Source organism: Methanocalculus chunghsingensis, assembly GCF_018132105.1.
Lineage (GTDB): Archaea > Halobacteriota > Methanomicrobia > Methanomicrobiales > Methanocorpusculaceae > Methanocalculus > Methanocalculus chunghsingensis.
Window position 1 is genome coordinate 92,776 of sequence record NZ_JWHL01000002.1, and the last position, 12,585, is coordinate 105,360.

Annotated in this window: 18 protein-coding genes and 2 tRNA genes; 4 read left to right on the top strand and 16 right to left on the bottom strand. The window is 51.5% G+C overall.

Annotation, left to right across the window (positions count from 1 at the left end):
* Position 1: 1 nt before the first annotated feature.
* The 8 genes from RJ53_RS02025 to RJ53_RS02060 are packed head-to-tail and all read right to left on the bottom strand — an operon-like array spanning position 2 to position 3,092.
* A complete protein-coding gene (locus RJ53_RS02025) occupies positions 2 to 208 on the bottom strand; it encodes a hypothetical protein (RefSeq protein ID WP_211529942.1) in 207 nt (68 codons plus the stop codon).
* Positions 205 to 861: a hypothetical protein gene (locus RJ53_RS02030; protein ID WP_211529943.1), complete on the bottom strand. Its 657-nt coding sequence runs from the start codon at positions 859 to 861 to the stop codon at positions 205 to 207. The genes RJ53_RS02025 and RJ53_RS02030 overlap by 4 nt, the downstream gene beginning before the upstream one ends.
* Positions 854 to 1,456 carry an EhaG family protein gene (locus RJ53_RS02035; protein WP_211529944.1) on the bottom strand — a complete coding sequence of 201 codons (603 nt, stop codon included), beginning with the start codon at positions 1,454 to 1,456 and terminating at the stop codon, positions 854 to 856. Before RJ53_RS02035 ends, RJ53_RS02030 begins: the two co-directional genes overlap by 8 nt.
* Entirely contained in the window at positions 1,453 to 1,905 is a 453-nt protein-coding gene (locus tag RJ53_RS02040) for a DUF2106 family protein (RefSeq protein WP_211529945.1), read from the bottom strand. The genes RJ53_RS02035 and RJ53_RS02040 overlap by 4 nt, the downstream gene beginning before the upstream one ends.
* A complete protein-coding gene (locus RJ53_RS02045) occupies positions 1,902 to 2,144 on the bottom strand; it encodes an EhaE family protein (protein ID WP_211529946.1) in 243 nt (80 codons plus the stop codon). Before RJ53_RS02045 ends, RJ53_RS02040 begins: the two co-directional genes overlap by 4 nt.
* Positions 2,141 to 2,374 (bottom strand): DUF2108 domain-containing protein, encoded by a 234-nt coding sequence (locus RJ53_RS02050; protein ID WP_211529947.1) that lies wholly within the window; start codon positions 2,372 to 2,374, stop codon positions 2,141 to 2,143. The genes RJ53_RS02045 and RJ53_RS02050 overlap by 4 nt, the downstream gene beginning before the upstream one ends.
* Entirely contained in the window at positions 2,371 to 2,619 is a 249-nt protein-coding gene (locus RJ53_RS02055; RefSeq protein WP_343221810.1) for a DUF2109 family protein, read from the bottom strand. The genes RJ53_RS02050 and RJ53_RS02055 overlap by 4 nt, the downstream gene beginning before the upstream one ends.
* A complete protein-coding gene (locus RJ53_RS02060) occupies positions 2,607 to 3,092 on the bottom strand; it encodes a hypothetical protein (RefSeq protein WP_211529948.1) in 486 nt (161 codons plus the stop codon). The genes RJ53_RS02055 and RJ53_RS02060 overlap by 13 nt, the downstream gene beginning before the upstream one ends.
* A 122-nt stretch (positions 3,093 to 3,214) precedes the next feature.
* Between RJ53_RS02060 and RJ53_RS02065 the strand changes: the two genes are divergently transcribed.
* From RJ53_RS02065 to RJ53_RS02075, 3 genes are all read left to right on the top strand, one after another.
* Positions 3,215 to 4,249, top strand: a complete 1,035-nt coding sequence (locus RJ53_RS02065) for an AI-2E family transporter (RefSeq protein ID WP_211529949.1) — start codon at positions 3,215 to 3,217, stop codon at positions 4,247 to 4,249.
* 61 nt (positions 4,250 to 4,310) lie between these two features.
* Positions 4,311 to 4,372 (top strand) — tRNA-Leu (locus RJ53_RS02070).
* A 27-nt stretch (positions 4,373 to 4,399) separates the two neighbouring features.
* Positions 4,400 to 4,483 (top strand) — tRNA-Leu (locus tag RJ53_RS02075).
* 20 nt (positions 4,484 to 4,503) lie between these two features.
* Here RJ53_RS02075 and RJ53_RS02080 read toward each other — a convergent pair.
* From RJ53_RS02080 to RJ53_RS02090, 3 genes are all read right to left on the bottom strand, one after another.
* On the bottom strand, positions 4,504 to 4,710 hold the full coding sequence (locus tag RJ53_RS02080) for a hypothetical protein (protein ID WP_211529950.1): 207 nt from the start codon (positions 4,708 to 4,710) through the stop codon (positions 4,504 to 4,506).
* A gap of 25 nt (positions 4,711 to 4,735) precedes the next feature.
* Positions 4,736 to 4,978 carry a rubredoxin gene (locus RJ53_RS02085; RefSeq protein ID WP_211529951.1) on the bottom strand — a complete coding sequence of 81 codons (243 nt, stop codon included), beginning with the start codon at positions 4,976 to 4,978 and terminating at the stop codon, positions 4,736 to 4,738.
* Positions 4,979 to 5,057: 79 nt separating this feature from the next.
* The gene (locus tag RJ53_RS02090) at positions 5,058 to 6,713 is read right to left on the bottom strand and encodes an ATP-binding protein (RefSeq protein WP_211529952.1); all 1,656 of its coding nucleotides are present in this window, start codon (positions 6,711 to 6,713) and stop codon (positions 5,058 to 5,060) included.
* A gap of 93 nt (positions 6,714 to 6,806) precedes the next feature.
* Here RJ53_RS02090 and RJ53_RS02095 point away from each other — a divergent pair, with 93 nt between their 5' ends.
* Positions 6,807 to 7,994: an FAD-dependent oxidoreductase gene (locus RJ53_RS02095; protein ID WP_211529953.1), complete on the top strand. Its 1,188-nt coding sequence runs from the start codon at positions 6,807 to 6,809 to the stop codon at positions 7,992 to 7,994.
* A 7-nt stretch (positions 7,995 to 8,001) separates the two neighbouring features.
* On the opposite strand, the gene serS is transcribed toward RJ53_RS02095, so the two are convergent.
* The 5 genes from serS to RJ53_RS02120 all read right to left on the bottom strand — a co-directional run bounded on the left by serS (position 8,002) and on the right by RJ53_RS02120 (position 12,518).
* Complete coding sequence (serS, locus tag RJ53_RS02100; RefSeq protein WP_211529954.1) at positions 8,002 to 9,279, bottom strand: serine--tRNA ligase; 1,278 nt, start codon at positions 9,277 to 9,279, stop codon at positions 8,002 to 8,004.
* Positions 9,280 to 9,424: 145 nt separating this feature from the next.
* The gene (locus RJ53_RS02105; protein ID WP_394357501.1) at positions 9,425 to 9,613 is read right to left on the bottom strand and encodes a CxxC-x17-CxxC domain-containing protein; all 189 of its coding nucleotides are present in this window, start codon (positions 9,611 to 9,613) and stop codon (positions 9,425 to 9,427) included.
* 204 nt (positions 9,614 to 9,817) lie between these two features.
* Complete coding sequence (locus tag RJ53_RS02110; RefSeq protein WP_211529956.1) at positions 9,818 to 10,006, bottom strand: CxxC-x17-CxxC domain-containing protein; 189 nt, start codon at positions 10,004 to 10,006, stop codon at positions 9,818 to 9,820.
* 115 nt (positions 10,007 to 10,121) lie between these two features.
* Positions 10,122 to 10,427, bottom strand: a complete 306-nt coding sequence (locus RJ53_RS02115) for a hypothetical protein (RefSeq protein WP_211529957.1) — start codon at positions 10,425 to 10,427, stop codon at positions 10,122 to 10,124.
* 63 nt (positions 10,428 to 10,490) lie between these two features.
* On the bottom strand, positions 10,491 to 12,518 hold the full coding sequence (locus RJ53_RS02120) for a thioredoxin domain-containing protein (RefSeq protein WP_211529958.1): 2,028 nt from the start codon (positions 12,516 to 12,518) through the stop codon (positions 10,491 to 10,493).
* Positions 12,519 to 12,585: the final 67 nt, after the last annotated feature.

Consider the following 12,585-nt stretch of genomic DNA (forward strand, 5'->3'; position numbering starts at 1 on the left):
ATCAGTACCCCATGAACGGAATATCTCCGTCGGTCAGTCGTGCTGCAAAGAGGAGACCCACCGAGATGAGCAGAACCGGCACAATCAGGATGGCTATCACTGCAGAGAGGGATGGTGCTATTATTCCAAGGTGTGCCCCGGCAGACGCGATGACGAGGATGACACCTGAAATGATAGCGAACAACTGAATGGAGAATCTCTTCATCATATCACCAGAACTATCTCAATAACCCGCAGGAAGAGCAGGAGTGAGCTGAAATGGATCATCAGAACATATGGTGCTCCCTGTGCCCTGATGATCTCGGCTTTCCCGATATACAATGGTGCGATACCTTCCCCCATTACCCCAAGGACGAGAAGGGCTTTTGCCAGGAGCGGAACGACTCCTGCACCGGCAAGCACCCAGATGGAGAGGCTCCCGGTCGTTGCGAGGATGAGTGCAGCTCCGCCGAAGAGAGGAACTGTTGCAAGCATTGCAACGATACCGTACTGGAATGCGGCATTGAGAACATGTTTGTTCCCTGAGGCAGCCACGATACCGATATTCGTTATTCCAACCATAACGGCAAAGAGGGTGAAGTTGAAGATATCCCCGGTTACCATGGCACCGAGGGTGGCTGCACCACAGGCGATTGCCATGAACCGGGAGAACCGCATATCCGGTACATTGACCTCTTTGGCATAGTATGCATCACCGCCAAAGGCGATATTCATCTGTCGTTCAGGAAGGCTGAATATAGCAATCAGAATGAAGATGATGACAAAGGCAGCGAGTGCTCCTGTATAGACGCTGAAGTATGGAACAATATCTCCAAATGAGAGGGAGAAGAGCTCTCTCCCCTCGACATTGAGATCAAACACCTGGATCACCCCGCATCGTTCCGATAAGTGAGAATTTTGCCATCACCTTCAGAAGGATACCTCCTCCTGCCAGCATCACTGCGAGGAACCACTGTGACGGGAAGATGAGGAAGATGAAGAAGGCTGCAATCCATGTAACCCAGGCATATCCGCTGACCGTCTCAATCAGCTCAAACTTCTCATCATGCTTTTTAAAGGCGAGATAGAAGATGATCCCAAGACCCGCCACCGCACCTCCGGAGAATCCCGAGAGGATGATCCCATAGATCACCAGAATCGCGGCAAGAATCGCAGGTGCGGTATCAAGGACCTCAATATCAAGCACTGTGCTGTTCTTCTTCTGCTGGATTCCTTCTTTGACGAGATAGATCTCGGCAAGGGCCATCAGCTTCGAGATCCCGACGACCAGTCCCGGAAGGATGAGTGCCTCGGCGAGATCCGTACCGACGAGGGCGATGATGAAGAGTGCCATAATCGCGGCGAGATCGGTCAGAATAAGCTTATGCAGGTCATCCTTCTCTTTGAGGAACGAGAGGAAGGTTACAAGGATACAGAGCGATACTGCAAAGAGCCCGATATGGAATGGCGTGATCATTCGTCATCCCTCCGTCGGTAAAGATATGATGCCATTGCGAAGGCGACGAAGAGTATGGCCGTCTCGACGACGGTGTCAAGTCCCCGTGTCACATAGAGGATCTCATCGATTATTCCGCCGGGATGTGCGACGATTGTGGTTCCCATATGTGGAGTTGTTGTGGCAAGTGCGATCGCAAGCGGTGTCAGGTATGCGGTGGTGAAGCCAAGTTCAGGGCTGTTCTCCGGGTATTCAGCGAGGACTTCGGTTCTTTCGAAGGGTTCTCCTCCCCGGTCATAAGGATCGAGGGGGCTGTCACGATCGATCGTCTTTGGGTAGAGGCGATCACCCTGATACTCCATCGAGGGGATGCTGATGATCCCCCCAAGAATGACGATGATGATCAGGACCGCATAGACCCGGGAGAGGTTATCGAAATTCGAGAGGATGCCTGAAATTCTGTGAATCATCGAATGACAGCCTCCTTCTTTCCGATAACCCGTACAAGGATGAAAACGCTGACCCCTGATACGGCAACAAATGTCAGAAGTGCAATCGTCTCATCAAAGGAGAGCATTACAAGGAGGAGGCCAAATGAAGCCACTTCAAGATTGATCAACCTTGTGATATAATCCCTCGGCGACGGCCAGGCAGTACTGATCGCTCCAAGGATGATCAGTCCGCATCCGATGATAAACTCCGGGGTCATTGGACCGGCCTCCCAAGCAGAAGCAGGATGATGATCGTTGAGAGTGGAATAATGAGGGCAACAATGATTGCTACATCAAGATATCCCCGCATAACCACAAAAGGAACGATCCCTGCTGTAATGATCGAAAGGCCGATCAGCTTGTCAAATGGACCCCTCCAGAGGGCAGTAACGACAGCTCCAAGCGTGATCAGCACCGTCAGCAGGAGGATAATCAGACCTTCAATCATGTGCCACCCCGCTTTGCATAGGCACTTGCAATTGCATTTGCCTCCAGGGTCGATCCGATGAAGTAGGCGGCTGCCGCAACGAGGGTGAGGGGATGGGGAAGGAGCAGGACGATGGTCCCGGCGATCCCGAAGTTCATCACATTAATAAAAGGCAGTCGGGTGAGCGTCTCCTGCTCGGCAACTGCCCTGATAGCCCCATAGACGGCGATGAGGAGGCAGATGAATGCTGCAATCAGGCTCTCCACCTCCAGAGACGACCCAGGAGATGGCTTGCTTTCGTGAGGGAGAGCCCCTGAATTGTAAGAATTGCAATAACTGTTCCAACGATGAAGTCGGATGGGATGAAGCCAAACTGTGTCGAGAGGGTAATGACAGCCGTCGCGATGAGTGCTCCGGTTGTACCTGCAAATCCGGGATCATGACAGATCCTGTTTCCGATGAATACAAGAAGAGCTGCTGCAATTCCACCCGGAATTCCGGCTACAAAGACCCCGCATGCCGCAAGGAGGGTGCCGGCGGATGCATCAGGCGATGAGACGATGTTGCCCATCATCCATCCGCCGTTTCGATTGCCGCCACGCCGGGCAATCAGATCTCCGATGGCCTTGGCGCCACTGACACCTCCTTTCTGGGGAAGACGCCAGAATATATCGACCGATACAAAGAGTATCCAGGTAAGAGCAGCTGCAATTAGTATTCGTCCGTATTCTTCAAGCATTCTGCATCAAAGCTGATTCAATATATCGTCGCAGGTATAGTAAAACCTTATGATTCTAACATCAAATTTCGGATACATATCACTATATTCTTATAAGGTATCGAGGAGTATCACTCTGTGAAATGCTTCGTGGAGGATATCCTGATCGAAATGTGCTGCTGGTAACTGGTGCAATAATGGTAGCTGCCGCTATTTTTTTCTGGCAGCTGCTTGCAATAATCATCCTTGCAGGAACACTTGCCGTTATTCTCCTCCCCATCCATCGTCAGCTGACCAGAGTCATTCATCCGGGGGTCTCCGCTCTCCTTATTGCAACCCTTGTCATCGTCTTCGTGACGACGGTGATCAGTTTCACTATAGCCGTCTTTTATACGAATTCTGCGTTAATCGAAGAGATTATTGACACGATTCTCCTCTGGCTGACCACACTCGGCGCGTCAGGAACGCCGACGGTTGGAGAGAGCGAACTCAACGACTGGATAATGCTCCAGATTAATAGTCTGACAACATGGGGGGTATCTCTCATCTATCGTGCGCCAAGGATTGTTTTGGACATTCTCATCTTCTTAATGGCACTAATGGCCTTCCTGTATAAAGGTGAGGAGATCTTTACCGAAACTATCAGTGCCCTTCCCGGCCGTCTCTCTTCAGGATTACGGGAGATATCAAAGACCGTTGTTGACACCCTCTATGCGATCTATGTTGTTCATGTGGTCACCGCTCTGATCACCTTCCTGCTTGCAATCCCATTCTTTTATGTCCTCGGCTACGATCATATCCTCTTCTATGCGACCATCGCGGCTATGTTCCAGCTGGTACCCATCCTTGGGCCATCGCTTCTGATGCTCTTCCTTGGCATCTATGCGTTCTCGATGGGAGATTACCGGGGTGTTGCTCTGATCGGGCTTGTCGGCTATCCGGTCGTCTGCGCCCTCCCTGATCTCGTCTTCCGCCCCCTCATCATGGGCATGCGGGCGAGTATCAACCCGCTCCTGATGTGGATCGGTTTTTTTGGGGGGCTGGCTATCATGGGCATCATCGGTTTCATCCTTGGCCCTCTGATCATTGCGTTCGTCGTCTCGGGATACATGCTCCTGATACGTGAGTTGCAGATGGCGAAGAAGCAGGAAGCCCCGGATACCAATGAGGGATCCTGAGACCATTGAGAGAGGCAGAACCATTCCTCTATTTATTATCGGAGTGCCTATACTGATCAGCGCGAGGGTTGCCAAGCCAGGTTAAAGGCGCTGGGCTTAGGATTCAGTTCAAAATCCTTCGTGTAATTGATAGAAAATCTCAACTTATGGGCGAGAGTAGCCGAGTCGGTCAAAGGCGCTGGATTTAGGGTCCAGTCGTGTAGACGTTCGCAGGTTCGAATCCTGCCTCTCGCACTTAAAAAAAGTAATTAATTTTACTCATCGTTCTGCTCATCAATCTCACTGATGATAACATACGGCCCCCTCTTCCGCAAACGGCCGGCACTCTTCTGGTCAATCTCCTCCCCATTATAGATGCCCCCGCCGGTCTTTTCATCGTAGATGAGGACATCCCGGTACGTGCTGGTGGAGAGGGCTTTGATACGCTCGGTCCGGTCACGTTGCTCATCAGGGTGTATCATCGGGTCTCATCTCTCTCCAGGTATATCATATTTCGTCCTTCTCTCTTCCACCATACATCCTGTCCATTCCGCATCTCCCATCATCTGGTTCGATCAGTACAAATGGCGAGTTCCCGGTGACAACGGGAACCCCGCAGACAGGGCAGGTATAGTCATCCGGGAGATCTTCAATTGGAGTCCCTGGCTCGATCCCCCGCATCGGATCTCCTCTCATCGGATCATAGATGAAACCGCAGACGATACACCGAAAAGAGAAGCATTCATCCATACTCGTTTAGAGACGCCCTGGTTTATAATTCTACCCGTAAAAAAAACTTGCAAAAATGCGTGTAAAATGGATTTACCCCTTATTCAGGGAAGCCGATCACTTCCCGGCCAGTGATCCCATCAAGGAACAGACGCCGGTTGCCTGCACCTGTGGCAATGGTTGCCTCATAGACCGGATAGAATATTGTCTTAAACCGGGTGATCTCCGCCGATGGTTCAAGTCCTTTGAGGATTTTCCGGAGCTCGTCTTCGGTTATCACCGGGTTTCGTGACTCACCTGAGAGGGGAATGAGTTTCTGCCGGAATGTCTGGTGGAGTCCTGAGAGTTTTGGAATGGGATGTGCGAGGAGTGGCACAAAGACGGTTGCGCCTTCCTCCGATTTCATTGTGGTGATCAGTTTCTGTTTCAGAAGGAGCTTGATCCCTTTCTTGACACGGGCCGGCCCAAGCACCGTCTCTGCCTCGATCTCGAGATCGGTCAGACCGGCTGGCGAAAGTACCGAGAGGATTGAGACAGCGGTTTCATCAAGACCGATAAGCTCCCGAAATCCGGGATGAATACGAAGTCCGTCACCGGGATCAACTCTCTCCCCGTGGAACCCCTCAAGGATAAACGAACTCTTCCTCGTCGTCTTCTTCAGGATCCCCCCGAGATACTTCACTTCAACAATGATAAGAGGCCAGTACATCCGCTCAAATACGGTTATTCTCTCAAGATACCTCCGGCTCCAGAAACTTCTTTTACAGAAGCCCTGGGCAATACGGAGCGCTTCATCCCGCTCAATTAGTGTCGGTACAGCAGATCCGGTATCGTCTTCTTCAATAGGAGTACCCGATCGGATCCGGGTAGCATCGTCCTCTTCTTCATTCCTTTCCAGAAGGTCTATCTCCGCTTTCCTCCCCTTCTTCTCACCCTCTGGTGCTTCAACCGGGTTCTCTTCTGGTATCATCTGAGGTGATGGGCGAACCGTGGAGATCTGAGGGGTAACTCCCCTGTGTTTCGTCTCACGGCCTCCAAATTTCATCATCACCTTCTCCCGTACCAGACCTCCCATGACAAAGAACTGGCCAGGTTCAAGGGTGATCAGCTCCTCGACCTCTTTTCTGGCGTTAAAGAAGTGGGCAACCGCTTTTAAATCGTTGTCAATGGTGAGCTTTCCGATGATCTGGTTATTGCACTGGCTCAGCACGTTCTTCTGGACGAGTGACGGACGCTGGGTGGCAACGAGGAGGCCGAGACCCCGCTTCCTTCCACGTCGTGAGATCTCTTCGATCATCTTGATCGAGTCCCGCGACTGGGGGATGAACTTGTCTGCCTCCTCGACAATGAGAAGAAACGGTTTCCTCAGCTCAGATTCAAGCTCGTAGAGGATATTCACAAGAGCAGTTGCCTTCGCCCGCATATCGACCTCTGATACATCAAAGATAACCTGCCGGGAGGATACAATCGCATCCCGCATAACCGGGTAAAGATCCACCGTCTCGATATCGAAGTCGCAGTCCTCATCCGATCCAATCCAGATGATCGGGAACCGGTCCTTGAGCGAGAAGTACTCACCCTCGGTATCGATCAGGCAGAACCCGATATAACTCTTACACAGATGCTCACAGAGGACAGCAATCCCCCAGCTCTTCCCGGCTCCGGACTGGGCGATGACACATGTCCGGCCGGTGACAACCTCCTGTGCACTGATCCCAAGATCACGATCCCCGATTCGTCCTACACCCAGATCCATTCTCTCTACAAAGAATGGATGGATTGCGTGTTATAATTTGGGGATGGATCATGGAGAGAACACGCTTATCTGGTTGCAGTCCAATCGATCAATATGGCGATCGTCATCGGATCCGGTGCCGGGGGTGCAACTATGGCTAAAGCACTCTCCGAATCCGGGCATGACGTACTGATCATCGAGCGGGGACCTGCCGTCTCCGGAAGTGATGCATATCTGCAGTATGCAAACGTCGATGCAGGAATACGGCTTATGAGGGCGTTCTGTCTCGGCGGCACCACGATGGTCTCAGGTGGAAATGCCCTCCGCTGCCTTGAAGAGGAGATGAAGGGGTATGGTATCGATCTCTCCACGTATTATGCCGCTATTGAGGATGAGCTTGGAGTCAAACCGCTCCCGGATCACCTCATCGGCCCGGGAACCCGTCGCCTCATGGAGCATGCCATTGATCTCGGATATCCGGTCTCCAGAATGCCGAAATTCATCGATCCTGATCGTTGCTGTATGGACGGACTCTGTGCATTTGGCTGCCCCACCGATGCACGTTGGTCGGCTCTCTCTTTTATCCTGGATGCCAGGGCGAATGGAGCAGAGGTGGTCACAGGGCAGACTGTCGATGAGATTATCGTTCGTCATGGCGAGGCTGCTGGTGTCAGGTCAGGATCGAGGATATATCAGGACGATCTCGTCATCCTTGCAGCCGGGGCGCTCGAGACACCACGGTTCCTTCAGCAGCTCTCTCTCCCGACAACCCCGCTCTTTGCGGACACGTTCGTCTCAGTCGGAGGGGTCTTGCCGGGTATTGGGATGAACAAGGATGTTCCGATGGGATTTTATATCCCGTACGACGGAGGAATTATCCTCCCTCACTATTCCCGTCCGTTTCAGTCTCTCCTCAACGAGGCAGGATTCTCCGTGGCTGAAGAGGATATCATCGGGATGATGGTGAAGATCAGGGATGACGATGATGGATCGGTTGGCGAGGTGATCAGAAAAGGGGTGACTGTCGGGGATGCAGAACGGCTCATTGATGGTGCCACCCATGCAACTGCGCTCCTTACCGGTGCAGGTGTTGATCCACGGACACTCGTCTCTGCACCGCTTCGGGGATCACATCCGTGCGGAACGGCACGGATTGGTGTCTCGGTGGATACGAATCTTGAGACTACAATTCCCGGACTTTATGTGACAGATGCCTCTGTCCTTCCAGAAGCTCCCGGATCTCCACCGATCCTTGCAATCATCGCTCTTGCACGGTATGCAGCGGATCGGATAGGGAGATAAAAAAGGATCAGAGGTATTCCTGATCATTCATATATGGCCGGAGAATCTCAGGGATGATGACCGATCCATCCTCCTGCTGATAGTTTTCAAGGATAGCCCGCATCGTTCGTGAGGTTGCAACCTCAGTCGAGTTCAGGGTATGGATGTGGTGCTTCATCTCAAAGTTTGATGGATCACGCATCCGCATCCCAAGCCGCACTGCCTGGTATGAGGTGCAGTTTGAACATGAGACGACTTCCCGATATGCCTCTTCACGCGGCATCCAGACCTCGATATCATACTTCTTGGCGGCCACCGTCCCGATATCGCCGGTGCAAATCAGAACGACCTGATAGGGCAGGCCGAGGTTGGTGTACAGTTCTTCAGCATTTGCGAGGAGTTCCTCATGGATTCCGGCAGAGTCTTCGGGTTTGCAGAAGACGAACTGTTCAACTTTATGGAACTGATGAACGCGAAAAAGCCCTTTTGTATCAATGCCATGGGATCCGATCTCCTTTCGGAAGCAGGGAGAGAGGCCGGCAAGGCGGAGAGGCAGATCCTTTTCTTCAAATATTTCATCCTGGAACATTGAACAGAGCGGATGTTCACTCGTTGCGATCAGGTAGGAGTCCATCCCGTCAATCTTATACATCACATCCTCAAAGTCGCCGAGATCGGTCACACCTTCGTACGATTTTCTGTTCATCATGTATGGTGGGATGATAGGGGTGAAACCATTCCTCATCAGGAGATCGATTGCATACCGCTGCAATGCCATATCAAGAAGAGCAAGATTGCCTAACAGATACGAAAACCCGGATCCCGATGTCCGTGCCGCCCGTTCAAAGTCTGCCCATCCCTTCTCAACAGCGAGCTGTCCATGATTTTTTAATTCAAAACCGAAGGTCTTTGGTGTTCCTTCACGCCGGATAACCTGGTTCTGGGAGTCATCCTCACCATAAGGAACCGATTCATCAAGGATATTTGGAAGGCGCATCAGGTAATATCTGACCTTCTCCTCTTCCTCCTCTTTGACGGCATCAAGCTCCTTGATCCGTTCAGGAAGGGACTTTGCCTCCTCCAGAAGATTTTTTGTATCTCTTCCTGCCTTCCGCTCGGCATTAATCTCACGCGAGATCGAATTTCTCCTCTGACGAAGCGCATCGATCTCCACCTTTAGTTCACGTACCCGTTGATCCGAGGCGAGGAGATCATCGACCCATGCAAGGCGTGTGGTATCATTTCGCTTTCTGAGATCAGCTCTGACAATATCGGGATCTGCACGTACAAATTTTATATCAAGCAATTAGAACACCTTCATAGAATAGCTTCTCTATGATCTTTCTATCAGAGATGTTTATTTGTATTTACTGATAGATAGGATCTGCTTCAGAAGATGTTTGGGTAAATGCCAGCTGCGCATTGCAGGGGCGATGCGTTTAAAAAAAGAATTAGAACCGGGGTTTCCGGTGCTTTGGGAGGCAGTCACGGCAGTACACTGGTCTGCCCTCCGTGGGCTTAAATGGTACTTCACACTCTTCACCACAGTCGGAACAGACTGCCTTAGTCATCTCACGAGGACCGTCAAAGCTTCTTGGGCCGCCGAAATTACCCCGGCCGCCAAAATTTCTTCCTTCCATTGTATTACTCATGCAGTTTGAGTTCTGCACTATTATACATGGTCTTCAAGCTTAAAAGGTTACGCTTATATTCAAAAGCAATTGATTATAATGTACATGTGATTTATAATTCTTATGTGGGAAAATCGCTGTGTTCTGAAGGAATTTTTCGCTCTGAATCGCTATCAGGTATGGCGATTCAGGGTACGATAAACGAAAAAAGAATTAGAACCGGGGTTTCCGGTGCTTTGGGAGGCAGTCACGGCAATATACTGGTCTGCCCTCCGTGGGCTTAAAGGGAACTTCACACTCTTCACCACAGTCGGAACAGACTGCCTTTGACATCTCACGTGGACCATCAAATCTTCTTGGGCCGCCGAAGTTACCCCGGCCGCCAAAATTTCTTCCTTCCATTGTTTTACTCATGCAGTTTGAGTTCTGCAAAATACTATTGACTCTCCCAATATAAAAATACTATCTTGTTGACTAAATATTTCGTATGAAGGGATTAAGGGAGATCACAGGTGTTTCATTTCTTTTTCATAAAGCGCTGTGCGGCGTCGGCAATCTCTCCGACCGCCTTCTGAAGCTCAGTGCCAATCTCGCGAGTCTTCGTCTCGATATGATCTCTCCCCTCTTCGGTCATGAAGAGTTTCTTGCCGAGGATCACAACACTCTCGATCGTCATATCGACGTTCGCTGAGGTTTTCTTAATCAGATCTTCAACCGTTGGTTGTTTCTCCTCTTCATTTGATGCTTCGGCCATTGGAGCCTCTTCTTCTTCAATAACATATCGTCCCCTGACAAAACGTCCTTTCCTCTCGTCTTCTGCCATAATGCAATTTATGATACGATCGATGAAGAATGCTTCGGAATTACTCATCTTTCTCTATGGGGTCTATTCGGATTTCTCATGATAGTGAAATGCCATATCCAGAACCTCTCTCAGTTCAACCGGATCGGTGACCCGTGGGAGGCAGGTTCCCTCATTGCAGGGGTATGCAACTGAATCTGAAGTACCTGTCTCGTATACATCGAGCTTTGGAGCTTTTCCCCGCAGAGCAGATATAAGATCCGGCGTGACAGGAAGCCATGTTGATAGTATGTTTCTCGTCTGGCCGAGTGCTGCCTTAAAGGGTGTTGCATCACCGGTGATCACAACATCAACAGCTGCCCCTGAATGGTGGAATGATGCACTGATTCCATGAATATGTGCAGTCGGATGGTGGAGGAAGGCAGCGGAGAGCTTCGTCTCCATAACACCGGCAGTCCAGGCAGCTCCAGTATTCCCGGTGATCCGGTTAAGGAGGTGGAGATTATGGAGCATCACAGCGTTTCCTGATGGTCCTCCTGCATCCTCGAGATCCCGTGTCCGGAAGAATGAACTCCCCTCCCTCTCAAACCAGAACCATCCCTTTTCCGGATTGAAAAACTCTCTGTTCACCTCTTCTGTCAGGCGTAGTGCATCCTGGAGCGGCGCAGGCTCTCCAGTTGCCTGGTGAAGCATAATTGCTGCTGCTATCAGTTCAGCATAGTCTGTAAGATTTGCCGATGTCGTGTTCACTCCGTTTATGCGACTGTGAAAGAGCTCGTCTCCGGAATCCTCGAGGATTACTGAGAGTCGCTGATAGCTCTCCAGCGCATCAGCGATCATCCCGGCATCTCCGAGGAGATGGCCTGCGCGGGCGAAGGCGGCGATCATCATCGCATTGATATCCAGAAGGATCTTCTCGTCACGAAAAGGTCGCACCCGTTCTTCTCTCTTCTCACGGAGCTTCGCCCTCACCCTTCTGAGCCGCTCAGGATCCGGATCAGATATAGTGAGCGAGAGTGGCGTCCGGATCCGGTCCCCGGCAGAACCGAGGAAGAGATCGGCTGCCCATGGTCCGTCCTCAGCATCGAGGGCGGATCGGATCTCTTCCTTTGACCAGAGATAGAAGCCCCCCTCTTCCCCGCCGCTCTCGGCATCTTCAGCGGTGAAGAAGAGGCCGTCTTCGGATCTGAGATCGAATCTGACATACCCGGCTATTCGCTCTGCCTCGCCCTTCAGGAGGGGATCGCGGGTGACACGATAGCCTTCGGCAAATGCAGTGAGGAGGAGGGCCTGATCGGTTGCCATCTTCTCATAATGGGGGGTCGCCCACCCCTGGTCGGTTGCATAACGATGAAAACCACCGCCAATCTGATCGTTGATCCCTCCCATTCTCATTGCATGGAGTGTTTCAATCGCCATCCTCGTAGCATCCGTTCGTCCGGTCACACCGGCATACCGGAGAAGGAACGAGATGATATGAGGTGTGGGGAACTTCGGTGCCGTTCCAAAACCCCCGTTTTCACGATCAAAGGATCCGGCAAGGGCGATATATGCCTCATCCGGAGCGCCTTTTAAGGAAGCAGGCTTCTCAGGAACCGGGATCTCCCCTCTGAGATGGGACTGCACCGCCTCTTCGACCCGGAGTGACAGCCCTTCCGCCTCGTCACGGTTCTTCTGCCAGAGATCCCATATCCGGTCCAGTACCTGAAGAAGACCCGCACGCCCATATTTCGGCAATTTCGGGATATACGTTCCGGCAAAGAATGGGCGCTTCTCAGGGGTGAGGACGAGGGTGAGTGGCCAGCCACCGGATCCGGTCATCAGCTGGCATGCAAGCATCGCGATCCGATCAACCTCCGGCCGCTCCTCACGATCAACTTTTACCGCAATGAATCTCCCTTTCAGCGCTTCTGCCACCTTCTGATCCGAGAATGACTCCCGGTTCATCACATGGCACCAGTGGCAGGTGGAGTATCCGATAGAGAGGAAGATTGGGATGTCCCGGGCTTTCGCAATCTCAAATACCTCTTCTGAAAACGGGTGCCAGTCCACCGGATTATCTGCATGCTGGCGTAGGTAGGGACTCTTCTCATCACTCAGCCGGTTAGCCATACCTATGCTGGATGGTGAGGGACTATCAATCCTTGCCTCCGGAAAAGTATAGATGAGGTGAGACAAG